Origin of the sequence: Lysinibacillus sp. NPDC086135, assembly GCF_044746345.1 — a bacterium.
Classification (GTDB): Bacteria; Bacillota; Bacilli; order Bacillales_A; family Planococcaceae; genus Lysinibacillus.
In genome coordinates this window covers 118360-145350 of record NZ_JBIVCA010000008.1, presented here as the reverse complement: position 1 = coordinate 145350, position 26991 = coordinate 118360, and the positions used below count along the sequence as shown (strand labels likewise).

Below are 26991 nucleotides of genomic sequence, written 5' to 3'. Positions count from 1 at the left end.
AAATGAACGCACAAAAATTATCAAAGCGATTAGAAACAGTAGCAAAATATGTACCCTCTGGTGCAGTTGTAGCCGATATTGGCAGCGACCATGCATATTTGCCATGCTACTTAATTCATAAAGGTATTGCTTCTTACGCAATAGCAGGGGAAGTTGTGAAAGGACCATTTGAATCAGCAGTTGGACAAGTGCAAAAGGAAGGTTTAACAGAAAAAATTACAGTACGACTCGCGAATGGCTTAGCGGCTGTTGAAGAAGCTGACCATGTAGATACAGTTACTATTGCTGGAATGGGTGGACCTCTTATTGTCTCCATTTTGGAGAAGCATCCTGAAAAATTGCAAGGGGTAACAAGGCTTATTTTGCAACCAAATATTCATGCTAAAGTGATTCGCGAATGGGCATTAGCAAATAATTGGGCAATCCAGGACGAAGAAATTTTAGAGGAAGACGAAAAAATTTATGAAATTCTTGTTTTGCAAAGAAGCACAATGACGTTATCGGAACCGGAAATTTTATTTGGTCCGAAATTAATGCAACGAAAATCACCATCATTTATAAAAAAATGGTCACGTGAAAAAGAAAATTGGCAGCGTGTATTAAAGTCCATTGAAGGGGCAGATCAAACACCTGAAATTGATGAAAAACGTGCAGAGTTAGTAGCTCTACTCAATTTAGTGGAAGGGGTTCTATGAGATGAAAACAGTTAACGGTCTGGAAATTATACAATTGTTCGAATCATGGTCGCCTAAAAAACTAGCATGTATGGAAAATGACCCAATTGGTCTTGCAATCGGTACATTAAATAAACCTGTCAGTAAAGTATTAGTCACATTAGATGTTAATGAAGCAGTAGCTGAGGAAGCTATTGCTCAAGGATGTGAGCTAATAATAGCGCATCATCCACCGATTTTCAGACGACTTTCGAATATTCGTACGGACAATCCTGCTGGGCGTTTATATGAAAAGCTAATAAAAAATGATATTGCCGTTTATGCTGCACATACGAATTTAGATGTAGCTGAAGGCGGTGTTAACGATTTACTAGCGGATGCTCTACAGCTTGAAAACCGTTCTATTTTAGAAGAAACATATGCGGAAAATATGTTGAAGCTAGCAGTTTTTATACCGACTACAAATGCCAATGATTTACGTGAGGCATTAGCAAAGGCAGGAGCAGGTCGTATTGGAGATTATGAAGCGTGTAGCTATACTACATTAGGAGAGGGGCGTTTCCGTGCACTAGAAGGTGCGAATCCACATGTGGGCTCTATTGGTGAATTACATGTTGAAGAAGAAGTGAAGGTAGAAGTTGTATTTCCGGAATCTATAAAAAATCGTGTATTAAAGGCAATGTTAAACGCACATCCATATGAAGAACCAGCTTATGATATCATTCGCTTAGACCAGCAAACGAATGTAATGGGCTTAGGACGAGTTGGTTATTTACCACAAGAAATGACTCTTCATGAATTTACGCAATTCGTCAAACAGCAGCTAGACGTACCCGCTGTCCGTGTTGTTGGTGATTTACAGTCGAAGGTGAAAAAAGTTGCGCTTGTCGGTGGCGACGGCAATAAATATATCTATTCTGCGAAACGTGCTGGGGCAGATGTATTTTTAACAGGAGATATGTATTTCCATACTGCACAGGACGCTCAAGCAATTGGTCTACAAATCGTAGATCCAGGACATCATGTGGAGAAAGTGATGATTGCAGGAGTAGCTAAAAAGATGGCAAGAATGTGTGAGGATAAAAAATACTCTGTTGAATTTGTACAATCTACTATTCATACAGAACCGTTTTTATTCGTGTAAGAGAGGGGAATATCTATGGCGAATGAAAGACCTGCCGGCAATAAGGCCGGCAAGTTATGGATGATGGTTGGTTTGCTGATTGCTGTGTTTGGGATAGGTTTGACATTAATGACGAATACGATGAATGCCAAAAAAATTGATACTATGACAGAGCAATGCGAAAAAGACGGTGGAGAAGCCATCGTCTCAAAGGAAAAGAATTTTCTATCAACAAACTATTCATTTAAATGTAAACAGTAATAAAAACAAGGCTGAATTATCGTACTAAATATAATTCAGTCTTTTTGTGTTGTTGAAAAACTATTGTGTCAAAGAAAATTAAGGTGTCCTATTAAATAAAGTATGATTTTCGGCAAAAATAGGGGCTGATTTCCGTTCCAGCTGGGCGCTTTGTAGCTGTCGCTTTGCTTTCGCACAGATAAGTAAGTCCTCCTTATTTACACATTCACCGAAGTTTTCTTGACTAATTTATTTTTCAACACTATACAAAGGCTATAGTTAATATAATTCATTCTTTTTGTGTATGCATAGATTAATTTGAGAGTGTTATGATAGGTGAGTATATTGGAATGAGAGGAGAGCATTGAATTGTTTATTCGTTTAACAAAAGAACAACAGGAAACAATAATCGCTGATATTCAACGATTTTTCTACAACAATCGTGATGAGGATATTACAGAATTTGAAGCAGAAAGAATATTAGACTTTATAAAGGAAAATATTGCTCCACATATTTATAATGCGGCTATCTCGGATGCAAAATATGTTGTAGAAAGACAATATGCATCGATTGAGGATGAACTTGCAGCATTAGAAAGACCGATTAAAATAAATTAATCTGAATTAAATAACTGGAAATTTTTATAAATATATGATATTTTTATCTTGGATTAAAGATAATTTAATTCGAAGTAAAAAACATGGTTTCATTAACCTTGTCCAACATGGCTAAGAGAACCGTTTTTAGTATTAAATGAATGATTCGGTCACAATTTGAGGGATGAATGAAGGAGGAACAACATGTTGAAAATAGGGGTAATTTTAGGGAGTACGCGTGAAGGTCGTTTAAGTCCACAAGTGGGCGAATGGGTAAAGGAAGTCGCTGGAAAACGTGGTGATGCGGAATATGAAATTATAGATATTGCAGATTATAAACTACCACTTCTAGGTGAGCCAGGCGGAGATGCTTCAGGAGCAGCTACATGGTCACAAAAAGTTGCTGCATGTGATGGCTTTGTGTTTATCGTTGCAGAGTATAACCATTCTATTACTGGGGCATTAAAAAATGCATTAGACTACTTACGCGTGGAATGGAATAATAAGGCGGCGGGTATTGTTTCTTACGGTTCTGTTGGTGGAGCAAGAGCTGCTGAACATTTACGTGGAATTCTTGGTGAGTTATTAGTTGCAGATGTTCGCGTCCATCCTGCTTTATCATTATTTACAGATTTCGAAAACGGCACAGTATTTAAACCAAAGGATGTGCAAGCAGATTCAGTAAATCAAATGCTAGATCAACTTATCCCTTGGTCAACGGCATTAAAAACAATTCGATAATTACCTTTAGCAGTATGCATAGTAATAAATGCATATTGCTTTTTTTATGCGCAGCACGGGCGCAATCTATAGGTGGTTATACCTGAGTCATGAAGACATAAGTAGTGGTGAGCCAATAGCAAGGGTGTGCGTAGTGACGTGGAATATTGAATCATTACTTGATCGAATGGTGTGGTTCACGAAACCAATCTAATATCGCTAACGGATAGGTCAGGAGAATATTTAGTATGTACTTATGGGAGGTTTGGAAGAAATCTAGGACAAGAATAAGAAAGCTTATTCGATAAGGATACCTTATTAAGCCTATGAATGGGAAAATACTTGCAAAGGGTATTAGTGAATACGAAAAGCTTAAATTAAGTAAAGCCCTTAACAATACTGGAATCATTAAGGGCTCAAAAGTCTACAAGCTTGATATAAACCGCCGTATACGGAACCGGACTACTAGATTCTTAGTAATTAGATATTACACCCATACCAGAACAGCTAGTTCCTGAGAAACAAGTTAGCTCTAAAGTATATTTAGCATTTTTAGTCATTGGAACTTGATAATTAGTAGAAGCTCCTGCAGCTAAACCTATAACCGGACCAATGTTCACGCCATCTTTCTTAAGAACATAACCAATACCAACTTTACCTGTATTTACAACACTAATACTACCTTGTCCATTCGCTGTTATAGCTCTAGTTTGGTTTGATGAAAGACCATCAATATTTACTACAGCATTTTCGAAAGGGGCTGCATACGCAGTATTACTACCTAAACCAAATACTCCTAATGCCAAAGTAGTTGCTAAAACCAAATGTCCTAATTTTTTCATAACTATCACCTCCTATGTATTTAATAGTTATATTACATTAATGTGGTTATAAAGTAAATATATTACTTGTAAAAATTATCTATTTATGTAAATTCATTTGTTAAAAATTAAGTATTTTATACTGCAAGGATATTATGTAGCCATAAAATGTAGATATAAAGAATAAAGTGGAATATAGTAAATTATATTGAGTAAATGGTAGTATTAAGGAGAAAAAGCAAGTCGCTAGTTGAAATAAGCCTTTATTGTACCTGGCTTCCATTAGACTTTATAAAAGGAAGGGAAAAGAAAATGAAAATGGTTACCGTCCATCATTATGATGCGTTTAGCACGATACCTAATATGGGAAATCCAGCAGGTGTCGTCGTAGAGGGAGATCAATTTAGTGAATTAGAAATGCAGGCTATTGCTAAGCAAGTGGGCTTCAATGAAACTGCCTTTGCGTTAAAATCGGATAAAGCAGATTTACGTATACGTTATTTCACGCCAGGGCATGAGATGAATTTATGTGGACATGCAACAATGGCAACGATATATGCACTAAAAACAAAAGGTTTACTAAAAGATAAGTCAAAACTGACTATTGACACGAAAGCAGGAATTCTCCCAATTGAGATAAAAGAACAAAAAGGGAAAATTCATATGACTATGCAGCATGCAGCACCTCAATTTAAAGCATTTAACGGTTCAAAAACTAAGCTTGCACAATCTATTGGACTAACAGAGGAAGCGATACATCCTGAATTACCGATAGTCTATGGAAGTACAGGAATTTGGACATTGCTAGTACCTATAATAAATTTATCATACTTTGAAAAAATGACTCCGCAAACTGCAGATTTTCCGGATGTCCTTGAAGAAATGCCAAAAGCATCCGTGCATCCTTTTTGCTTAGAGGCATTTGATAAGTATGCAGATATGCACGCACGACATTTTTCATCACCTTATTCTGGAACAATTGAAGATATAACTACAGGTACAGCCTCTGGTGTTATGGGAGCATATTTTGCAGAGTATTTGGATCGACAAGCACAATTGCCGAAGACACTAATTATTGAACAAGGGCAGGAGCTTGGGAAGGATGGGCGTGTGCATGTACATGTAAAAAATGATGAGGGCAAATTGACTATTTCTATTTCAGGAACCGCTGTATATGTGAAGGAGCTAAATGTGCAAATATAAAAAAGAGGGCCGCTAAAAAACATTTTTATTACTTAAGAAGCGGCCCCTTTTTGAAATGCCATCCATTCCATTAATGTTTTATTTCTTCAATGATTTTTTCTTTTAAATTTGCATCCATAGAGGAAAGTTTAACGTTATTAGTGAGACGTTCTTGTAACTCTCTTTCTGTCATAATACCGCGTTCCTCTAGAATTTGAACAAGTAAATCTAACGTCATTAAATTTTTAATGTCTGCTGCTTTTGTATCCATGTTAAATGCCTCCAAATGTATAGTATTTCTACCTCTTTAGTGTACTCCTTTTATAGAAGAACGGCGTAAAATGGTCAAAACAAAGCGAATTTATTTCGTGTCCCGGAAGATATTGATTGATTCTAGCAGTAGTAAAAGACATAAAAGAGCTAGCTTTTATGAGAAATCCGCGACAAGTAAGCAAAAAAACTCCTAATATATAGGAGTTTTTATTGTTCATCATCTATTTAAACCGTATGTTATGTATATAGTCACCTAATTACTCATAGAGAATAATGCCTGATACAGAGTTGCTAGCAAAGCAACAAAGAGAGTATCGTCAGAGGTAAACAGTTTAAAAGCTATACCAGTACGCACAAGCTCAGTTTCTATATTACTAGCGCTTGCTATTTTTTCATCATTACAATATAAATAGGCGGTTGAAGTAAAATCCCTTTCAAAGCGAAAAGCGAGTCCATCCATTGTAAAAGAGTAGGAAGATTCAAGTAATTGAACCGTCTTCCGTTGTATCGGTAAAATGGATCCATCTGGCATAATAAGCTGATGGCTAACACCCTTTGTTAATAGTGTAGATTGCACTTGAAAAAGTGGTGCCCCTAAAGTAGTACGTGATTCATAGTGATGTGGTAATGACTGTTGTGTAGCAACTAGCATAACAGCATTGATTACTTTTCCAACGGATGAACGTTCAACCTTTTGTAGCACACAAACCGTCTCATGTTGTTCATTCACAATAGGGATATTTGAAAAGCTTTCGAAAGCTTTTGGGTAGGTAAGGGTAAATGTAAATGTAGTCATAAAAAAGCCTCCAATCTACTTACTATACGGAGAAGCTTTACTCTAGGTTTCATCTTTAGTAAAAATTTTGATAGTTAAAGTGGTCCAACCAAAGGGTTAAAAGGTCTATCAGTGTATATCCTTGCTGCGAAATAAGTGATTGTCCTAAGCTAATTCTGATTCTATAATAATGAATGTAGAATAGTTAAATAAATGAGGTGGCTTATGAAAAAGCAATGGAACTTAATATTAGCACTAATTGTGATCTTAATTATCGCAGTTTTTTCAGTTATAAATGTTGACATGGTAACGGTTAATTATTTATTTGGAAAAACTGAATGGCCGTTGATCCTCGTCATTATTGGGTCAGTCCTATTGGGAGCCCTATTAACTGGATTAATTAGTATGATGAAAATTTATCAACTTCAAAGAGCATTGAAAAAGGCAGGTGGTGAAATAGATCAACATTCTTAAATATTGATCTATTTCGCTAAGAGTCCTATTGTAGAACAAACACTGAATTAAACTACTTTATTATTTTTAATTTAATACCTCCCTCAAATCAGGAAGGGTTATACTGGCCTAAGCATAAAGCCGATTCGAAAGTGAAACGACAGCGGCAATTATGCCGAGGTATATTTGATTCAAATAGGCAATAAAGTTGTTTCGAAATGTTGGATCGATTTTTTATGCAAGCAACAAATGGTGTACATTTGATTTTTAAAAATGGAATATGGAGTTTAACACTGAAAAAGGCTGGCCGATAATGTGAATTTCACACTACCGGACAGCCTTTCATTTTATTGTTGGGTTGTGACTTCTCCTGCAAGAGCACGTTTTTCTTGCTCTGGATCGAATTCTTTTTCCATTTTTGAAACGACAACTGTAGCTACACCATTACCAATTAAGTTTGTAACGGCGCGAGCCTCTGACATAAAGCGGTCGACCCCGATTAAAAGGGCAATCCCTTCTACTGGAATCATTGGGAATGCTGCTAATGTTGCTGCGAGTGTAATAAAGCCAGAGCCTGTTACACCGGCTGCACCTTTAGATGTTAGCATTAAAATAGCTAGTAATGTAATTTGATGCCAAACATCTAAATCAACTCCATAAGCTTGTGCGATAAAAATAGCCGCCATAGATAAGTAAATAGACGTACCATCTAAGTTAAAGGAGTACCCCGTTGGGATGACAAGCCCAACGACTTGTTTAGAGCAACCATAGTTTTCTAATTTACGCATCATCGAAGGTAGGGCAGATTCTGATGATGATGTTCCAATAACGATAAAAATTTCATCTTTAATATATTTAATAAACTTAAAGATACTGAATCCAAAGTAACGTGTAATAAGACCAATGATGACTACGATAAAGATAAACATTGTAATATAAACGGAAAGCATTAAAAATCCTAAGTTTCCTAGTGATTTAAGACCGAAGTTTCCGATTGTGTAGCTCATAGCGCCAAATGCACCAATCGGGGAAACTTTCATGACCATATTAACAATTTTAAAGAATATATCTGCTACTTGTTCGAAAAATTTAATAACTGGTTTAGCGGGTTCACCAATAGCTGCAGCAGCTATGCCGAATAAAACAGCTGAGAATAAAACAGGTAATAACTCGCCATTTGCAAGTGCTCCGACAACATTATCAGGTATAATTTGCATGATAAATGCACCAATACCATGCTCTGTAGCGGCTGCGGCCTCTGTATATTGGGAAACATCTGCACCGTTCGCAGCAGCTGTATTAAAGCCTTTACCAGGTTTTACGATATTGACAACGATTAAACCGATCGCTAATGCGAAAGTAGAGACAATTTCAAAATAAATTAATGCCTTCCCGCCAATTTTACCAACCTTTTTTACATCGCCCATACTACCAATTCCAATAACAACTGTTAAGAAAATAATAGGAGCTATTAACATCTTAATTAATTTAATAAAAAGATCTGCTAATATTTTCAACTTCGCTCCGAATTCAGGGAACGTAGCACCTACAATAATACCTAGCACAATAGCAATCAGTACTTGTACAGTTAAGTTTTTAAAATTTATACGCATAAAGTTCTCCCCTAACATTGTTTATGAATATTATGTGAACGCTTTCATGAGGTTATCTTAGCTGAAATTTTCCGACAATAGTTTTTATGACCGTAAAGTTTCTATTGTTCATTTTGTTCAATTTTAGTTGGGAGATCAATAAAACTAGTGATATCAGGGGTTTTAAGCTGTTTTATAGTAGTTTTGTAATTTCAGAACCTATTATAATACACAAGAAAAAAATCCCCACGCTAGTGAGGATTTTATCATTAATGAACAAAAGTATGAATCCCACAGTAATACTTTAAGGAGAAACAATTTTTTCAATTTCTGATAAAACATCGTTTTCTTGTACATTGTTTCTATAAAAATCATAAACAGGCGCTAGTTTGTCCTTAAAGCGTTGGCGTTCCTTATTGCTCATCGTATAGATTTCAAAGTTATCCTGCTGCTTAAGTTTTTGCAAATCTTCTTCGTTCATTTCTACTGCTTGTTCAAATTGCCAGTCTGTTGTTTCTTTCATAGCCTCGATAATCTGTTTTTGGATTTCTGAAGGTAAAGATTTCCAAAAAATGTCATTCGTTAAAACGGCGTATCCTAAAATGCCATGCTTAGTTAATGTCATATGTTTCTGCACTTTATAGAAACCTTTAGAATATATATTTGACGCTGTATTTTCCTGAGCATTAATGGTATTCGATTCTAAATCAGTAAAAACCTCGCTGAAAGAAGTCGGGATTGGTGTAGCCCCAACTACCTCGAATTGCTTTTCAAGGGTTTTACTTGGCATTGTACGGACACGTAAGCCTTTTAAATCCTCAAATGTATGAATAGGGTGATCGACAGAGGTTAAATGTTTAAAGCCATTATGCCAAAAGCCCAGTCCTTTTATATGAAAAGGCTTAAGCTCATTTAACAATTGTTCACCGATCGAACCTGTAAGTACCTCATGCACTTCATCATCCGTATTAAAAAGGTAAGGTAAATCAAGAACCTGCCAATTTGGTATATAGGATGTCATCTTTGAGAAAGTAGGGATAATCATTTCTACTTGTCCATTTTGCAAAGCCTGAAACTCGTTTTCATCATTAAACAAGGAGGAGTTTGGGTAGACGTGTACCTTCACCTTGCCATTTGTTTTTTTCTCAACAAGCTCGGCGAATTTACTTGCCGCCTGTCCTTTTGGTGTATTCTCAGCAACAACATGACTTAAATGAATCGTAATTTGCGTATTCAAACCTTTTTGCTCATCGTCATAGGGAAGAGGCTTGGCGAATAGTAAGCCTTGTTGAACACCAAACGCTATCGTTAACAATAAAACGGTTGCTATTGTTCCAATAATAAATTTTTTCATCTATTACACCTAATTTATTCGTATTTTCTGATGTTTTTGTTATTCTAACATATGGAGTAAGTTAAAATATAGTAAGAGGGAGGCGAACATCTTGAAATTTCAAAAAATATCGATGAAGAGAAAAATTATGTCTCTGACTTTTTTTATTCTCATGCTCTCCTTTAGTATAGGTGGAACATTTTTGCTAGGGTTCGTCATGACTGTGCAAAAGGATAAGCTTGGAGATCAGGCTTTACTTGTGGCAAAAACAGTATCACAGCTTCCCGAGCTGAAAACTTACATAGCAAATAAAAATTTTAACGAGGCTACGAAACACATAAATCCTGTAGTGGAGGAAATACGTGATATAAATGGCGCACAATATATTGTTGTACTAGATATGCAAAGGCGTAAGTACTCACATCCAAATACAGAGGAGATTGGGCAAATCTCGGAGTCAGGAGATCTAAACGCTGCGTTTTCTGAGCATTATTATACATCCATTGCCCATGGTGAACATGGAGATATGGTACGAGCATTCGTCCCAATCATGAGTAAAGAAGGTAAACAAATAGGCGTAGTAGTAGTAGGCTATAGTGTTTTAACTGTGGCAGAGTTGCTACAATCTATTCAAACAGAATTAATGATTACTATTTTATTATCTCTGTTCTTTAGTGCATGGGGGGCTCATACATTAGGGCTTCATATGAAAAAGCAAATGTTTGGATTAGAGCCCCACGAAATTGCTAAAATGTATGTAGAAAGAACCGAAACATTTAACGCGATGCATGAAGGGATAATTGCCATTGATAATGATTTGACAATTACAATATTTAATGAAAAAGCATGTGACATATTGGGGGTTCACAAAAAACCTTCAACATTAATAGGGAAGAAAATTTTTGACGTTTTACCTGATACACGATTACCGGAAATATTGGAGCTAGATCAACCCATTTTTAATCGTGAGCTCTATATTAATGAAAACAATATTATGAGTAATCGTATACCAATACAAGTTAATGGAAAAACGGTTGGGGCTGTAGCCATGTTTAAGGATCGTACAGAGGTGAAAAAGCTTGCAGAGGAACTAACGGGTGTTAAGGCATTTGTACAAGCATTACGCGTGCAAACACATGAGCATAAAAATAAATTGCACACAATTGCTGGTCTTTTACAACTTGGACATCATGGACAAGCACTTTCTTACTTAACACAAGTAAAAGAAGAACACGATGAAATTACAAACTTTCTAAATGAACGGATTAAAAATGAAAATATTTCCGGGCTATTGCTTAGTAAAATTTCCTATGCAAAAGAACAGGGAATTCTACTGGAGATTGACAGGGAAAGCCGTTTGACAACATTTCCTAACAATTTAGATCATCATGATTTCGTTATTTTATTTGGTAACTTAATTGAAAATGCTTTTGATGCATTAAGGGATGTACAAATTGAAGAAAAAATGATTCATGTTTCTGTTGATGAAGATGAGGATGTGCTGGCAATATTAGTAACGGATAATGGTATAGGCATGACGAATGTAGTCAAGGCACATATTTTTGATAATGGCTATTCGACAAAAGAGAAAAAAGGTCGAGGCATTGGACTTTTTTTAATACAAGAAATTGTACAAAAAGGAAAGGGAGAAATCGAAGTCATAAGTGAACCGAATAAAGGAACAAGCTTTTTAATAACTTTTTACCATACTTAATAGGCTCATTAACAAATGCTGGACGACTCATGATGTCCCTAAGAAAGCGCTTGGTTGTAATGAAGATCAATGCTATGAGTAATGTAATATGAATCGTTAAAATAGAAGCGAGAATTTCTATGGGAATAGTGTGGCGCTCTCGTAGATAGCTTCCTTAAGTAAAATTTGCACATATAGAGATAGAACAAAGTGTATGGAGGACTAACAGTGACACAAACAAAGGTTTTATTAATAGAGGACGATCCAATGGTGCGAGAGGTTAATCGCCAATTTATTGAAAAGATAGTTGGATTTGAAGTAATTGGACAAGCCTCAAATGGAGTTGAAGGAATTGCTCAAATTCAAAAACTTAAACCAGAATTAGTATTTATGGATATTTTCATGCCAGAGCAAGATGGAGTGACAAGTTTACGAAAAATTCGTGAACTCAAGTTACCGGTAGATGTAATTACGGTAACCGCGGCTAATGATATGGAAACTGTAAAACAGGTCCTACATCTTGGCGTCTTTGATTATATTATGAAACCTTTTTCATTTGAACGAGTGCAAGGAACGCTTGAAAATTATTTGCGCTTCAAAAAGCAAATGCAATCGGAGCGTGAATTAACACAAGGAGAGCTGGATCAGTTATTCCATTATCACGGAGGACATAATGAAGTTCAGCAATCAAATGTCTTACGGTCAGAAAAAAGTTTACCTAAAGGTTTTAATCGCGCAACTCTAGAGAAAGTTGTGCACTATTTGCACTCTGTAGAAGGAGCATCAGCAGAAGAAGTAGCCAGTGGTGTAGGTATTGCGCGTGTAACAGCAAGAAGATACTTGGATTATTTAGAGAAGCAAGAGGAAATTACGATGGATGTGCATTATGGTGGCATTGGTCGTCCAGTCAATTATTATTTTAGTAAATAATGAGAAATCCTGATTGTCAAAATAGACAATCAGGATTTTTTGTTGTGGATAATCAAAGTCATAGTTATCGTCTAGACTAAAGCGCTACTTCCTCGAGGCTTCGATTCCTCGTGCAAACTGGTGAGCGTTTACTTTTGCTTCGTGCTCTCCAGCGCTTGTCGGATGTAAACGAGCGCTTTAGCGCATTTGTTCTTAGTAAGGCATAATTTTATCAACAGGCTTTGGCGATTTAATTTTAGGTAAAATTTTATTTAATGTAACTGTACGCTCAATGATATGTGTTGATTCATCATTTTCATCGAAATGCTCAAGGAATGAAATAACCTCTTTTACAATGGGTGTTGGCGTAGAAGCACCTGCTGTAACAGCGACAGAATTAATTCCTTTTAACCATTCAACTTTTAGCTCAGAAACGTCTGCAATTCGATAAGATGGCGTCCCTGCTATTTCAACAGAAACTTGCGTTAAACGATTCGAGTTATTGGATTTTGGGTCACCAACAACAATAAGTAAATCTGCCTCCCCAGCTTGCTGAGCAACTGCTTCTTGGCGGACCTGGGTTGCCAAACAAATCTCCTTATGCACTTCAATATGTGGGAATTTCTCTTTTAAACTATCCATTAAATGAGCGACATCCCATTGACTCATCGTCGTTTGATTTGTTACTAGTAATTTATCATTCGTTAAATTTAATGTATCAATATCAGTGGATGATTGCACTAAATGTACATGATCTGGTGCAACCCCAATTGCTCCCTCTGGCTCGGGATGGCCTTTTTTACCGATATATATAATATCATAGCCATTTGCTGATTTTTCACGAATTAAATCGTGTGTAACCGTTACGTCAGGACATGTAGCATCAATGGATACTAAGCCTTTTCGCTTCGCAATTTCACGAATTTCAGGTGAAACACCATGTGCTGTGAAAATAACAGTGCCAGTTTCAACTTGTTCAATAATTTCTAAACGATTCTCGCCATCTAATGTGATGATGCCATCTGCTTCAAAGGCATCCGTGACATGTTTATTATGAACAATCATACCTAAAATGTAGATAGGTCTTGGTAATGTTTTATCGAGTGCGGCGTTTCGAGCGATGACCATCGCATCAACAACACCGTAGCAATAGCCACGTGGATTAATTTTTAATACTTGCATGGTTGTGACTCCTTTCAAGCTTACCTATCTACATTATAACGGACAGGGACGGCGAATACAAAGAAACCTTCATCTACATAGGCGGCTGGAATATACGGGGCTTAGATGGAAGTGGTTCAGCAGGAGTAAATGATCCATTTTGTCGAGACGCTTTTCGACTTTTAGTAGAACCTGCTCCGCTAGCCGCTGCTTCAGCTGCTACTGCTCCGGCCCCTGCGGCAGCTCCTGCAGCAGGAAGACCTTGAAATCCTTTATACAATTTTAAAAGTGACGGAATATTTTTTACCATTGGCATTGCTTGCTGAATGTAGGGTGTATATGTTTTCGCTGAGTTAAATAAGCTATTCGCCTGCTGCAAAAATGAACCGATTTTTGAAGGTTCCTGCATTGGCATTTGTCCTCCAAATGAACCTATTCCACTGGACATAGGGAAGCCACCGGGAATTCGTGGCTGATTTGGGAAGCCTCCAGGCGGGAAAAAGGACTGCGGTGGCATTTGTGGAGGTGTTGGCATTTGCATTGGCATTTGCATCGGCATTTGCATTGGCATTTGCATGGGCATTCTCATGCCACCAGGATACATCGGGAACTGTGGTCTAAATACCATAACGATCTCCTTTCGATAGTGATTTAACATTGATGACATACTTGATTATAAATATGATATGCAGATGGGTAAGCTAGCGTTCGACACGCACAAATAAATAACTAGATCCATTGTAAATGTACTCACTGTATCCTGTAATGTTTACTTATTATTTCATCTGTAGTAAATTAGTGGTGAAAAATTCTTGAAAACTACACATTTTTCCATTTTTACGGTCGATAAGAAAGGTATAATGTTTTGTTGGTAAATCATTACGTTACAAAAATGATGATTTTGAAGTTAGTTTGGTAAATGTGTTACATTAATGTAAATAAATTGTTAAAATATTTTCTATCAGACTAAACTATTAGAGGGTAAAAATAGGAGGTATTTTGTGTCAATTAAAGTAAGAAGTATAGTGTCGTTTGGCCTTATCGTAGTATTAGTTTTATTTATGGGGGTATTTCAGCAACAAAATGCTAAATCTCAACTGGAACAAGTACATTTGATGAAAGAAAAAACACTTCAAACGACGTTATTAGCAGATGAGATGAAGTTAGCAGTTGTACAGGTTCAGCAGTATTTGACTGATATTAGTGCCACAAGAGCACTCGATAATTTAGATGATGGATTTGAGCAAGCAGAAGAATATAGCAAAATCTTTTATAAAGATTTGGAACAAGTGAAAAAAATGCATCAGGAAGACCGGGAAAGATTAGATGCGATTAAAATAGCGTTTGATGAATATTATAGTACTGGTCAGAAAATGGCTCATAGTTATATTCAAGACGGGCCTGAGCAAGGGAATAAAATGATGCTTGAATTTGATACTACTTCAGTTGAGATTAATGACAAAGTAGATTTGTTTCAACAAGAAAACATTACAGACATGCAAAATTCTTTAGCACATGTTGAAAAGCTTAGTAATAATAATAAACAGTGGTTCTTATGGATGTTCTGCATTATTTTATTGATTTGTGTAGTAGTTGGGATTATATTTGTACGTTCCATCGTTGACCCTGTAAATAAGCTAACTTCTGCAGCAAGGGTAATTGCTAAAGGTGATTTATGTCAAAAGGATATCGAAGTTAGAACGAAGGATGAAATTAAAGATTTGGCTGATTCTTTTAATTTGATGAAGTCTAATTTACATTCACTAATACATAGCATGACGGCAAATGTTGAGCATTCATCATCAGCGGCTGAAGAACTAGCAGTAAGTACAGAAGAAATTTCAAATTCTTCACATGATATTGCAAACCTTGTAGAGAGAATGGCGATTAGTGATAACCAAGCAGCTGTTACAGGTCGTGAAAGTTCGATAGCAATGGATGAAACTGCTCAAGGTGTTCAACGTATTGCTGAGGCTACTCAAATGCTTCATTCTAAAGCAGTAGACACACAAGCTATTGCAAATGATGGTGAAAAAACGTTGCATATTGCAGAAAACCAAATGTCAATTATCCAACAATCTTCAAATACAACAAATGAACGTATTAAGAAGCTAAGTACGCAATCAGCTGAAATTGTTAATATTACGAAAGTAATTACTGACATTACTGAGCAAACAAATCTTTTAGCATTAAATGCTGCGATTGAGGCGGCTCGTGCAGGAGAGCATGGTAAAGGCTTCGCAGTCGTGGCAGATGAAGTGCGTAAATTAGCAGAGGAATCCAAAGCTTCTGCCAATCAAATAGTAGATGTAATAGCACTTATTCAGCAAGAAACGAAAGAAGTAGAAAATGCCGTAAATGTAACAGTATTGAATGTAGATGAAGGTGTCACATTTATTCAGAATGCCCAAAATGCCTTCGATGGGATTTTAAAAGCGATTAGTGATATGACATCTCAAATCGAGGATGTATCTGCTTCTACGCAACAAATTTCTGCGAGTACTGAAGAAGTGGCAGCATCGGTCAATGAAATGTCCTCTTCTTCCAAGCATGCTGCACAACAGTCTGAAACAATAGCATCGACAGTTGAAGAGCAAGCTGCGACTATTCAAGAAATTAACGCTGTTGCTAAGGCATTAAGTGAAGAAGCGGTGTCCGTGAAGGAAGAAATCAATAAATTTAAAATATAACGCTCATTACCAAAATGTGAAGTTTATTTTCCGCGAAAGCGGAGCGGCAGCAGCAATAACACGATGTTGGTCGCGAAGGCGTTATCACAGGATGTGATAACACCTTCGTTCCTCTATTGCTGATCCTCAAGGAGTCGCGCCCAGCCTTCACTCAGCTTATATATAGGATATACACTATAACAAATATCATCACTAACTCTTGGTGATGAAACATTTAAAGTACGTTTCTAATACTTAAGCTTTAGAAGAAAGCACTTTAAGTCTAAAAGCTCACAAAAAAGCGAGGTAGTTCCCAATGAAATTTTCCATTTGGAATTACCTCGCTATATTTCAATTTATTTAGTGGTGAAATCTTTCAGTTTGGTAGGAGGGACACAAACGTTAGAGGAACAACTCTTCTGTAATGAGCATGATGCGCATTTGCCCTTTTTCTGCTTCTTAATGCTTTTATATAAAGTAATACCAGCATAGCCAAATATAATACTACCGATTAAGATATTAATTAATAATGTCATCCTCTACACCTCACATCAATAAATTCCCAATACCATAAATCATAAGTGCAATGAGATAAGCTACAACAAATGGATATATGGTTGCAAATAAAGTCCATTTCACAGACTGTGTTTCCCTTTTTATTGCGCCTACTGTTGCTAAACAAGGCATATAAAGTAAAACAAAGGTCAAGAATGTATAAGCACTTAAAGCAGTAAAATGAGTTGTCATTGTAGCGGATAATACACCTTCACTTACGCCATAAATAATCGCCATTGTCGAAACAATTACTTCTTTTGCCAGGAATCCAGCAATAAGGGATGCACCGGCTTGCCATGTTCCAAAGCCAAGAGGGATAAACAGCACACCAAAAGCGCCCCCGATAATTGCTAAAAAGCTGTCATCCATATTGACATTAGCACCATGTGGTCCAAGATAAGAAAGAAGCCAAATAATAACGGAGCCAGCAAAGATAATAGTACCAGCTTTGCGGAAAAATCCTTTCCCTTTTTCCCAAGTGGAACGCCAAAGTGTTTTAAGTTGTGGTACATGGTAGGCTGGTAACTCAACGAAAAATACGGAAGTTTCATTTTTTAAAATCGTCATTGATAATATTTTTGTTACAATAAGCGCTATGACAATACCCATAACATATAGCGAGAATACTACTAATGATTGATGTGCAGAAAAGAATGCTGCACCGAACAAAGCATATACAGGAAGCCTTGCTGAGCAGCTCATAAACGGCGCAACAAGAATTGTTAATAGTCGTTCTCTCGGCTGTTCAATTGTTCTCGCAGCCATTACACCTGGAACATTGCATCCAAAGCTTACAATCATCGGAATAAAGGCTTTACCGTTTAAACCGAAAAATTCCATAAGGCGATCCATTACAACAGCAATTCTCGCCATATACCCTGAATCTTCTAATAGTGAAATAAAGAAAAATAGTACAAAGATTTGCGGAATGAAAACTAAAACACCGCCAACCCCTGCAATGATTCCATCACATATTAAATGAACAATAAAAGGAGCTGCACCAATAGCTTCTAAGCCCTGAGTAACAGCATCTGAAAGAGGGCCACTTACAAAGCCATCCAGGAAATCCGAAAGAGGGGTACCAATCCATGCAAACGTTGCTTGAAACATTAAAAACATAAGCGCTAGGAAAATCGGAACACCTAAAATTGGATGTGTTAGAATTTTATCAACTTTCTCTGACCATTGAGTTTCACTTTTCTCTTGTATAATTACTTCGCTATTGATGTTAGAAATATATAAATCACGTTTTTTAGCAATAGCTTTATTTAGTGGTTCTCCTATTTGCTTCTCTAAAGCATCTCGCATAGTAGCTAGCTTTTCAAAGTATTCCTTGTCTTGCAAATAAGCGTCAACAGCGTCATTTCCCATTAAAAATTGAATCGTACACCATCTTCTTTGTTCTTCAGGAACATGCTGTAACAATGCTTCAATTTTTGAGATGCCTTTTTCAATTATGTCATCATAGGCTAATGTAAAACGATGTTGAGTACGATCTGAGGCTTGAATAGCAGCATAAATACCTTCGACACCTTTCCCCGTACGAGCACTTATTGGAACAACAGGTACTCCTAAAGAATTTTGTAATTTCTCGACATCAATTGAGATGCCTTTCTTTTTCGCTACGTCTATCATATTTAAACAGATGAAAACAGGCTTTCTAAGTTCAAGTATATCTACTGTTAATTGCATATTTCGTTCGAAATTTGAGGCATCGATAATATTTAAAATTCCATCTACCTGATCTTCCAGTAAAAAGGAAGTAACAACACTTTCATCTTTTGAAATAGGGTTAAGCGTATAGACACCAGGTAAATCAATTATTTCTTTTTGTAATTTTTTTACTTGTCCTACTTTTTTTTCAACGGTTACGCCACTCCAATTGCCAACATATTCATATGAATTTGTCAACGTATTGAACAATGATGTTTTACCGATATTAGGGTTTCCTATTAAAGCTAATCTACTCATACTTGTTCAACCTTTATATCCATTAAATCTTTTTTTCTAAGCCCGATTTTCTGTCCTTGACATTCCAATATACAAGCTCCAGAAAACCATCCTTTTTGGATCATACAAACCTGACAGCCTTCTTTAATACCAAAAGCGTTTAAACGTTTACATAAAAGAGTGTCAATTTGCTGTAGATCTTTCACTTTAACTTTTTCACCCAATTGAACAGCGTGAAGGTTCATAAGATCTACCTACTTTCTTGTCGGTGATAATCATTATCAAATAAATATTATCATTTTTTATCCAGTCAATCAATAATAAGTTTGCCGTCTAAAGTAATATTGGAATAGCTAAAAAACCTTATGCTTCATCGTGGCAACGAAGCATTCTGTACCCAACGCGGACATGTGTCTGGATGAACTTTGGGTTAGCTGGATTATCCTCTATTTTCTTTCGAAGAGTAGCCATAAAAACTCTTAAACTTGGAACATCCGATTGAAGTGCGTTATGCCAAACTTCCTTTAAAATAAAATTATGCGTTAAAACTTTGCCGACATGCTTTGATAAAATAACCAAGAGCTTATATTCAATAGGCGTCAAATGTACTTCTTTGTCATGTACAAACACTGTATTTGCCGCGTAGTTTATTTGTAAATGGCCATTTACAAAGATAGAGGGTTCATTTTCTAGCTGATGCTCAAATGACATTCTTCTCAAAGCTACTCGAATTCGGGCTAATAGCTCTTCAACACTGAAAGGCTTTGTAACATAATCGTCTGCACCGGCATCTAAAGCATTGATTTTATCGTGCTCCTCGCCGCGTGCACTAACTACGATAATAGGTGTTTGAGTCCAGCTTCTTATTTTCGTTATAAGCTCTACACCGTCTATGTCTGGTAGTCCTAAATCCAAAATAATAACGTCTGGATTCATGGCAAGAGCCTTTTGTAAAGCACTATTACCATCTCTAGCAATATCAAATTCATATTGCTGGGTAGTTAATGTCATTTTAATTAAATTGCCAATGGCTATATCATCTTCTACTACTAGAATTCGTTTATTCATCGAAATTCATAACTCCTTTTTAGTTCATCACCATAAACGTGTCGTTGATTTCAATGCTGACTTGTGCTTTCCTGGGGGCACCAGCTTTAGGATATCCTCTGTGGCACTGATTCCCAAGACGTCATCCATCTTCTACTCCAATCAACTTATAGAAACGTTTAATAAATGTTATCTCTAACCTTTGGTAAAGGGCTTTTTTTCAGTGAAAAATGAAAAATTGTTCCTTTTGGTTTATTATCCGAAACTGTTATTTCACTTCCATGTAATTTTAATATAGTTTGACATAGCACTAAGCCTAAACCCAAGCCTCTTCGACTATCGCTCCGCTGTACTTTTCCGGTAGTAAATGGCTCAAAAAGGTTGTTTTTTATAGAATCGTCAATGCCAGGGCCATTATCTGCAATGTTAAAGTGGACGAAACGTTCAGATTCTTTGACCTTTATAGTAATAACACTGCCTGAAGGCGTATAGGTCAATGCATTATCAATAATATTAATTAGAACTTGAATAATCAGTCGTGCATCCATTACAGCAAATAAAAATTCTGGTTCAATTTGATAGGATATTTCATGTGTATTGTTTAGACGAACGACATGCGTTAGTGCTTCTTGAATAATATCTTCTACAAGTTCCAATTGCATCTCCATTGCAAATTGTCCATTTTCTAACTTAGACACAGCAAGTAAGTTTTCAACCATTTGTACAAGCCATTTCGAATTTTTATAAATATCCTCATATATTTTGCTTTTTTCATCCTCTCGAATTTGAGATGCACTAGATAGTAATATATCTGCATTACCGGAAATAGCAGTTAACGGTGTTCTTAAATCATGAGAAACTGCGCGCAAAAGGTTTGCTCGCATTTGCTCCATTTCAGCTTCTCTAGCTACTTCTGCATTGAGTTTTTGTAAATACCATTTATCAAGTGCGAATGAAAAATCATTCATAATGGCATGCAAAATATTACGCTCAAATGCAGGTAATGGTGATTGCTTTGACAGTGCAATACCGATAACCCCTTTAACACTCCCGTTTGAAATAACCGGTAAATAGTAGGCATTCACTTCAGGAAATATGTCAGTGGATACGCCTGCTACATGCTTATTATTGATAACCCAGCTTACTACACCATGCTCATTCGGATTCTCAAAGAGGGAAGCTATCTTCTTATTTTCAATACTAGATATGCTCTCGGTACGGAAAAAAATAGAGTTCACAATTAAGTTATTTTCTATCTCAAAAAATTGTACTGGTTTTTCTACTAATTTAACGATTTGTGACATGCCTTCAATAATAATTTCTTCTATTGACTTAGCATGTTGAAGTCTACGATTTGTATCAAGGAGCACCTCCATTCGATAAGATTTACGAACAGCGACAATGGTTTGCTCCTTTATTTTTTTCGTTAAGCTACTTGTAATCACTCCTGAAAGGAACATGATCACAAAGGTCATCGGATAGTCACGATGATAGGCGTTAAATGAAAATCGTGGTTCTGTAAAAAAATAATTAAAAAGTAGTACTGCTATGATGGAGCTAATAATGCTCATCATCCATCCTGATGACCAAATGGCAAGAATTAAAACACCTAAAATGTAGATAGTGATAATGTTCGAGTCGCTGACACCAATTGTGTAAAAATATAGCCCAACAACTGATACTATGCCAAATACTACAGCCATTTTTAATAAGTCATGCCATTCAAATGACAGCTTATTTTTTACAGTAGGGAAGTAGAATTGTTCGTTTTCCTGATCAGGGACTATATGTATGGCTAAATTCGGCACAAATTCGTTGAGTCGATCGCTAATTTTGGTGTTTGGTCGCCACCATTTTTTTCTCATGCTAGTTCTACCGATGACTAATTTAGTGACACCACTAATTTGTGCATAGTTAGCAAGGGCGACAGCTACATCATCTTCCTGAACAATTACGACATGGCCGCCAAGCTGTTCAACAAGCTTTATATGCTGCTGAAGTCGTTCAGAATTTGCGTTACTCCTGTCACGCTCCTGTACGTTTTGGACGTAAAGAGCTGTAAATTTCCCATGTAATGCCTGTGCTAATCGCGCAGTAGTTCGAATAACCTTGGCATTCGTAGGAGAGCTACTAATACCCACAAGTAAATGCTCTTCGATTTGTACAGGATGCTTTATAGATTCGTCGCTGTTTACTTGCTTATAGTTAATCGTATCTGCAGCTCTCCGTAATGCAATTTCTCGAAGTGATACTAAATTTTGTTTGCGAAAAAAAGATTGCAACGCTTTTTCAGCTTGTTGTTTTACATAAATTTTGCCTTCTTGTAGGCGTTGAATTAACTCATCTGGTTCAATATCGACAATTTTTATTTGTGCAGCTTGATCAATTAAATAATCGGGAATACGCTCTTGAACCTTTATTCCGGTTATTTCTTCTACTAAATCATGTAGGCTTTCTATATGTTGAATATTTACGGTTGTATAGACATGAATACCCTTTGCCAGTAATTCCTCAACATCCCCAAAACGTTTCTTATGACGCATCGTTAGAACATTGCTATGTGCCAATTCATCAATAATGACAATTTCCGGTTTGCGCTTTAGTACTTCATCAATATCTAATTCCTGAAAAGGTTTCCCTTTATAAATTATTTTTTTCGTAGGAATTTGCTCAAGTCCTTCGAGTAAAGCTAACGTATCTGGACGAGGATGTGGTTCTACATAGCCAACTACCACATCTTTACCAAGTTTTTTTGCTTGCTGTGCTGCATCTAGCATTGCATAAGTTTTACCTACTCCAGCAGCATAACCGAGAAAGATCTTTAACTTCCCTATAAATTGTTCCTCCTGTTGAAGTCTCGCTAAAAACGTCTCTGGAGTTGGGCGTGTATTTTCCATCCTCTTTCACCTCATTTGTATTATAGCGTTATCTTCCATTAAGAAAGTATTAAGATTTTCCCCCTTTATAGTTTCTTAATAGAAAAAGCGATTTCCTAACACTACATTAATTTGAAAGTCAGTATGATGAGAGCATCCAAATAAAGGAGGGTGCTCGATTGATGGACTTTTATATGATTGGCTTACTCATCATAAGCTTTGCGAGTCTATATGCATTAACAGCTTGGTGCTTCAAGTTAGTCGGTGAAAAGTAAGGAGGAATAAAAAATGTGGATTGTTATGGGGATTGTACTTGTAGTCCTTTTCGGTTATCTAGGGCATGCATTACTTTATCCTGAAAATTATTAATAGGCTTGTAGGAGGTATTGCGGTATGTGGCAAATCGCCATCGTATTAATTATTTCTTTACCAATCGTTATTTTAACCGGTCATTATTTATTTCGGGTGACGATGCAACAAAAAACATGGCTTGATCCAATAATGGACAGATTTGATGGATTTATTTATAAATTATGTGGCATTAAGCAAGTAGATATGACTGGTAAACAGTATGTACTTTCATTAATTTTGTCGAACGCATTTATGGTGTTTATTGGATACTTTCTTTTACGAATTCAAGCTATGTTGTTTTTAAACCCAAATGATATTGACAATATGGAAGCAACACTTTCATTTAATACCATAATTTCATTTATAACGAATACAAATCTTCAGCACTATAGTGGCGAATCAGGACTAAGTTATTTATCACAAATGCTAATCATTATTTTTATGATGTTTACATCTGCAGCTACTGGTTATGCGGCTTGTATGGCGTTCTGCCGACGTCTTGTTGCTAAAACCGACACTATTGGTAGTTTCTTTGTGGATTTTGTGCGTGTTATCACACGTGTGTTAATGCCTATAGCTATTGTTGTGGCCATTATTTTAGTCTCTCAAGGTACACCACAAACCTTGAGTGCGAATAAAACTGTACAAACAATAGAAGGTAAATTACAAGATATTGCACTTGGACCTGTAGCTTCTCTTGAATCTATCAAGCATATAGGAACAAATGGTGGTGGCTTCAATGGGGCGAATTCAACAACACCTTTTGAAAATCCAACGGTCATTTCTAATATTGTGGAGATGCTATCTATGATGCTATTACCAGGTGCTTGTGTAGTTGCCTTTAGTTTAATGGTTGCATATGGAAAAAGGAAAACGATCTTTGGAAAGCAAGGGCTCGCCATTTTTGTGGCAATGAGTGCGCTGTTCCTAGTTGGATTGATGACGGTGTATGTTGCGGAGAGAGCGGGTAATCCAATCATTAATGAGCTGGGAATTGCCCAGGACCTAGGAAGTATGGAAGGAAAAGAGATGCGCTTTGGGGTGGCACAATCTGCGTTATTTACGACAGTGACCACTGCTTTTACAACGGGGTCTGTCAACAATATGCATGATACATTAACGCCGCTTGGTGGTCTTGTACCGATGTTTAATATGATGCTAAATGTTGTGTTTGGAGGCAAGGGAGTCGGCCTGATGAACATGATGATGTATGTGTTATTAACAATTTTTATCGCCTGTTTGATGATTGGTCGAACACCTCAGTTTTTAGGTAAGAAAATTGAAGAGAAGGAAATGAAGCTAATTGCACTTTGTATTCTCATCCATCCTGCTATTATTTTGCTATTTTCAGCGCTTGCAGTACTAACACCGTCAGGAGTAGCAGCCGTAACGAATCCAGGTGCACATGGGTTATCTCAAGTTCTTTATGAATTTGCATCTGCCTCAGCAAATAATGGCTCAGGTTTTGAAGGATTAGCTGACAACTCAACATTTTGGAATGTGACGACAGGGCTTGCCATGTTCTTCGGACGTTATTTGACGATCATTATTCAACTAGCTATAGCGTCCCTACTAGCTAAAAAAATGTTTCACAGTGACTCGGTAGGAACATTAAGAACAGATAATACTATTTTTACATTTTTACTTGTTGCTATCGTTTTAATGATTGGTGCTCTTACATTTTTACCGGCATTAGCACTTGGGCCAATTACGGAGCACTTACAACTTTATCTTCATTCAGCTTAAGACTCCCGCCTCTGAATGTGGTGAGATGAATGCGGATGTGGTTCCTTTTAAATAACTACTGAAATAGAGGAACTAAGTCTAAGAACGCCACGTCCTGTGGCAATTTATCTGCGCGAAAGCGAAGCGTCAGCGGCAATTACGCCAAGGCGAAATTGATTTTTAATAAGGAGAGACACCTATGGAAACAGCAAGAAAAGGTTTGCTTACGGGCAATATGCTAAAAAGCTCGATTATAGACGCTTTAAAAAAATTTAGTCCATTATATATGCTGAAAAATCCTGTTATGTTTGTAGTAGAAGTAGGGTTTATGTTTGTGCTGCTATTAACCCTCTTCCCGAATATGTTTGGTAGCGAAGTAGTAGAACATGATCGACTGTATAATGCGATCGTCGCTAGCATTCTTTTTGTAACTATTCTATTTGCAAACTTTGCCGAGTCGATTGCTGAAGGGCGAGGAAAGGCACAAGTTCAAACGTTAAAAAACACAAAAACAGTTACACAGGCTCGTGTTTTACTTAGTGATGGCTCTGAAATACTTAAACAGGCACATGAACTAAAAAAGGGCGATATTGTTTTAGTTCAGGCAGGTGAGGTTATTCCAAATGATGGAGAAGTTTTGGAAGGCATTGCTACAGTAGATGAATCGGCGATAACAGGTGAATCTGCGCCTGTTGTAAAGGAGCGGGGTGGAGATTTTTCATCAGTTACAGGTGGTACGACGGTTACGAGTGATTGGTTGATGATCGAAATTACTTCGATGCCTGGTGAATCATTTTTAGATAAAATGATCACACTCATCGAAGGAGCCAGTCGTAAAAAAACGCCAAATGAGATAGCACTCAATACACTTTTAGTAAGTTTAACGATTATTTTCTTATTAGTTGTTGTGACGCTCTATCCAATGACAACTTATTTAAATGTACCGATTTCCATCGCAACATTAATTGCCCTTACAGTTTGTTTAATTCCTACAACCATTGGTGGATTATTGTCGGCAATCGGTATTGCAGGAATGGATAGAGTTACTCAGTTTAATGTTATTGCGATGTCTGGAAGAGCCGTAGAGGCGTGTGGAGATGTAGATACATTAATTTTAGATAAAACTGGAACTATTACTTATGGAAATCGCATGGCAGCTGAATTTCTCCCAGTAATAGGGGTGGAAAGTAAAGATTTAATGCAAGCTGCATGGCTTAGTTCTTTAACAGATGATACACCTGAAGGAAAGTCTATTTTGTCACTTGCTTGTGAATTAGGAGTGAATATAGACGGTGAAGAAGACATTATTAAGTCAAGTGAACATATTCCCTTTACCGCACAAACTCGTATGAGTGGTTTGGATAGGAAGGATGGCACAAAAATTCGAAAAGGAGCCTATGATACGATAAAAAAAGAGAGCCTAAAAGCAGGTCATAGCATTCCTACAAATTTGGAACAGCTGATTCAACAAGTATCTTCTGTTGGTGGGACACCACTCGTAGTAGCGTTAAACGATAAAATTTTAGGTGTCATTTACTTAAAGGATGTCGTAAAGGCCGGACTTAAGGAACGCTTTGAAAAGCTTCGAACGATGGGGATTAAAACGATCATGTGTACAGGAGATAATCCTTTAACGGCAGCGGCTATCGCAAAGGAAGCGGGGGTGGACAGCTTTATAGCAGAAAGTAAGCCAGAAGACAAAATTCAAGTTATTAAAGATGAGCAGGCACAAGGGAAAGTAGTGGCGATGACTGGTGACGGGACGAACGATGCCCCTGCATTAGCACAAGCAAACGTAGGTCTTGCCATGAATTCGGGAACGAACGCTGCAAAGGAAGCTGCGAACATGGTCGATTTAGATTCAAATCCAACTAAAATTATTGAAGTTGTAGAAATAGGAAAACAGTTGCTCATGACGCGAGGGGCATTAACGACTTTCAGTATTGCAAATGATATCGCAAAGTATTTTGCTATTATTCCAGCTATGCTTATGGTCGCTGTACCAGAGATGGGGACATTAAATATTATGAATCTCAATTCGCCATCTAGTGCGATCATTTCTGCTTTAATTTTTAACGCAGTGATTATACCACTATTAATACCTATTGCAATGAAGGGTGTAAAGTATGAGCCGATGAGTGCTACAAAGTTATTAAATAAAAACTTACTTGTTTATGGTGTAGGTGGAATTATTGCTCCCTTTATTGGCATTAAATTGATTGATTTACTAGTTGGACCACTATTCCAGATGTTTGGTTTATAGGAGGAAGGA

The 26991-nt window shown here is 36.8% G+C and carries 24 protein-coding genes; 12 read left to right on the top strand and 12 right to left on the bottom strand.

What is annotated here, in order from left to right:
- Nucleotides 1-2 precede the first annotated feature (2 nt).
- The 5 genes from ACIPKN_RS12435 (at nucleotide 3) to ACIPKN_RS12415 (ending at nucleotide 3375) form a co-directional block, all read left to right on the top strand.
- The gene (locus ACIPKN_RS12435) at nucleotides 3-695 is read left to right on the top strand and encodes a tRNA (adenine(22)-N(1))-methyltransferase (RefSeq protein WP_400936409.1); all 693 of its coding nucleotides are present in this window, start codon (nucleotides 3-5) and stop codon (nucleotides 693-695) included.
- Nucleotide 696: 1 nt separating this feature from the next.
- On the top strand, nucleotides 697-1818 hold the full coding sequence (locus ACIPKN_RS12430; protein WP_400936407.1) for a Nif3-like dinuclear metal center hexameric protein: 1122 nt from the start codon (nucleotides 697-699) through the stop codon (nucleotides 1816-1818).
- A 15-nt stretch (nucleotides 1819-1833) separates the two neighbouring features.
- Entirely contained in the window at nucleotides 1834-2058 is a 225-nt protein-coding gene (locus ACIPKN_RS12425) for a hypothetical protein (protein WP_323653497.1), read from the top strand.
- A gap of 348 nt (nucleotides 2059-2406) precedes the next feature.
- A complete protein-coding gene (locus ACIPKN_RS12420; RefSeq protein ID WP_400936405.1) occupies nucleotides 2407-2655 on the top strand; it encodes a DUF2164 domain-containing protein in 249 nt (82 codons plus the stop codon).
- Between the two features lie 183 nt (nucleotides 2656-2838).
- Nucleotides 2839-3375, top strand: a complete 537-nt coding sequence (locus tag ACIPKN_RS12415; RefSeq protein WP_400936403.1) for an NADPH-dependent FMN reductase — start codon at nucleotides 2839-2841, stop codon at nucleotides 3373-3375.
- Nucleotides 3376-3827: 452 nt separating this feature from the next.
- On the opposite strand, the gene ACIPKN_RS12410 is transcribed toward ACIPKN_RS12415, so the two are convergent.
- Complete coding sequence (locus ACIPKN_RS12410) at nucleotides 3828-4196, bottom strand: hypothetical protein (RefSeq protein ID WP_400936401.1); 369 nt, start codon at nucleotides 4194-4196, stop codon at nucleotides 3828-3830.
- A 291-nt stretch (nucleotides 4197-4487) separates the two neighbouring features.
- Here ACIPKN_RS12410 and ACIPKN_RS12405 point away from each other — a divergent pair, with 291 nt between their 5' ends.
- Complete coding sequence (locus ACIPKN_RS12405) at nucleotides 4488-5378, top strand: PhzF family phenazine biosynthesis isomerase (protein ID WP_400936399.1); 891 nt, start codon at nucleotides 4488-4490, stop codon at nucleotides 5376-5378.
- Nucleotides 5379-5448: 70 nt separating this feature from the next.
- On the opposite strand, the gene ACIPKN_RS12400 is transcribed toward ACIPKN_RS12405, so the two are convergent.
- Both ACIPKN_RS12400 and ACIPKN_RS12395 read right to left on the bottom strand, forming a co-directional pair.
- On the bottom strand, nucleotides 5449-5628 hold the full coding sequence (locus tag ACIPKN_RS12400) for a hypothetical protein (protein ID WP_400936397.1): 180 nt from the start codon (nucleotides 5626-5628) through the stop codon (nucleotides 5449-5451).
- A 255-nt stretch (nucleotides 5629-5883) separates the two neighbouring features.
- The gene (locus ACIPKN_RS12395; RefSeq protein WP_400936395.1) at nucleotides 5884-6426 is read right to left on the bottom strand and encodes a tubby C-terminal domain-like protein; all 543 of its coding nucleotides are present in this window, start codon (nucleotides 6424-6426) and stop codon (nucleotides 5884-5886) included.
- Between the two features lie 204 nt (nucleotides 6427-6630).
- Between ACIPKN_RS12395 and ACIPKN_RS12390 the strand changes: the two genes are divergently transcribed.
- Complete coding sequence (locus tag ACIPKN_RS12390; RefSeq protein WP_400936393.1) at nucleotides 6631-6879, top strand: LapA family protein; 249 nt, start codon at nucleotides 6631-6633, stop codon at nucleotides 6877-6879.
- Between the two features lie 326 nt (nucleotides 6880-7205).
- Here the strand turns inward: ACIPKN_RS12390 and ACIPKN_RS12385 are convergent, their stop codons facing one another.
- Together ACIPKN_RS12385 and ACIPKN_RS12380 are read right to left on the bottom strand one after the other, a co-directional pair.
- Nucleotides 7206-8471, bottom strand: a complete 1266-nt coding sequence (locus ACIPKN_RS12385; RefSeq protein ID WP_400936391.1) for a dicarboxylate/amino acid:cation symporter — start codon at nucleotides 8469-8471, stop codon at nucleotides 7206-7208.
- A gap of 283 nt (nucleotides 8472-8754) precedes the next feature.
- Nucleotides 8755-9804: a TRAP transporter substrate-binding protein gene (locus ACIPKN_RS12380; RefSeq protein ID WP_400936389.1), complete on the bottom strand. Its 1050-nt coding sequence runs from the start codon at nucleotides 9802-9804 to the stop codon at nucleotides 8755-8757.
- 112 nt (nucleotides 9805-9916) lie between these two features.
- On the opposite strand from ACIPKN_RS12380, the gene ACIPKN_RS12375 reads away from it, so the two are divergent.
- Nucleotides 9917-11497, top strand: coding sequence for an ATP-binding protein (locus ACIPKN_RS12375; protein WP_427494651.1), 1581 nt, complete (start codon nucleotides 9917-9919; stop codon nucleotides 11495-11497).
- Between the two features lie 207 nt (nucleotides 11498-11704).
- Nucleotides 11705-12406, top strand: coding sequence for a response regulator (locus tag ACIPKN_RS12370; RefSeq protein WP_400936386.1), 702 nt, complete (start codon nucleotides 11705-11707; stop codon nucleotides 12404-12406).
- 192 nt (nucleotides 12407-12598) lie between these two features.
- Here ACIPKN_RS12370 and ACIPKN_RS12365 read toward each other — a convergent pair whose 3' ends face one another.
- A complete protein-coding gene (locus tag ACIPKN_RS12365) occupies nucleotides 12599-13567 on the bottom strand; it encodes a 4-hydroxy-3-methylbut-2-enyl diphosphate reductase (protein WP_400936384.1) in 969 nt (322 codons plus the stop codon).
- Between the two features lie 73 nt (nucleotides 13568-13640).
- The gene (gene vrrA, locus ACIPKN_RS12360) at nucleotides 13641-14174 is read right to left on the bottom strand and encodes a VrrA/YqfQ family protein (RefSeq protein WP_142509839.1); all 534 of its coding nucleotides are present in this window, start codon (nucleotides 14172-14174) and stop codon (nucleotides 13641-13643) included.
- A gap of 373 nt (nucleotides 14175-14547) precedes the next feature.
- On the opposite strand from vrrA, the gene ACIPKN_RS12355 reads away from it, so the two are divergent.
- Nucleotides 14548-16236 (top strand): methyl-accepting chemotaxis protein, encoded by a 1689-nt coding sequence (locus tag ACIPKN_RS12355; protein WP_400936381.1) that lies wholly within the window; start codon nucleotides 14548-14550, stop codon nucleotides 16234-16236.
- Nucleotides 16237-16571: 335 nt separating this feature from the next.
- Here ACIPKN_RS12355 and ACIPKN_RS12350 read toward each other — a convergent pair whose 3' ends face one another.
- The 5 genes from ACIPKN_RS12350 to ACIPKN_RS12330 form a co-directional block, all read right to left on the bottom strand.
- Nucleotides 16572-16751 (bottom strand): FeoB-associated Cys-rich membrane protein, encoded by a 180-nt coding sequence (locus ACIPKN_RS12350; protein WP_142509837.1) that lies wholly within the window; start codon nucleotides 16749-16751, stop codon nucleotides 16572-16574.
- Between the two features lie 10 nt (nucleotides 16752-16761).
- On the bottom strand, nucleotides 16762-18741 hold the full coding sequence (feoB, locus tag ACIPKN_RS12345) for a ferrous iron transport protein B (RefSeq protein WP_400936379.1): 1980 nt from the start codon (nucleotides 18739-18741) through the stop codon (nucleotides 16762-16764).
- Nucleotides 18738-18965 (bottom strand): FeoA family protein, encoded by a 228-nt coding sequence (locus ACIPKN_RS12340; protein WP_142509835.1) that lies wholly within the window; start codon nucleotides 18963-18965, stop codon nucleotides 18738-18740. Before ACIPKN_RS12340 ends, feoB begins: the two co-directional genes overlap by 4 nt.
- Nucleotides 18966-19083: 118 nt before the next feature.
- Complete coding sequence (locus ACIPKN_RS12335; protein ID WP_248716530.1) at nucleotides 19084-19788, bottom strand: response regulator transcription factor; 705 nt, start codon at nucleotides 19786-19788, stop codon at nucleotides 19084-19086.
- Between the two features lie 158 nt (nucleotides 19789-19946).
- On the bottom strand, nucleotides 19947-22664 hold the full coding sequence (locus ACIPKN_RS12330) for an ATP-binding protein (RefSeq protein ID WP_400936376.1): 2718 nt from the start codon (nucleotides 22662-22664) through the stop codon (nucleotides 19947-19949).
- A 372-nt stretch (nucleotides 22665-23036) separates the two neighbouring features.
- Between ACIPKN_RS12330 and kdpA the strand changes: the two genes are divergently transcribed.
- Complete coding sequence (gene kdpA, locus ACIPKN_RS12325; protein ID WP_400936374.1) at nucleotides 23037-24740, top strand: potassium-transporting ATPase subunit KdpA; 1704 nt, start codon at nucleotides 23037-23039, stop codon at nucleotides 24738-24740.
- Between the two features lie 178 nt (nucleotides 24741-24918).
- On the top strand, nucleotides 24919-26982 hold the full coding sequence (gene kdpB / locus ACIPKN_RS12320) for a potassium-transporting ATPase subunit KdpB (RefSeq protein ID WP_400936372.1): 2064 nt from the start codon (nucleotides 24919-24921) through the stop codon (nucleotides 26980-26982).
- Nucleotides 26983-26991: the final 9 nt, after the last annotated feature.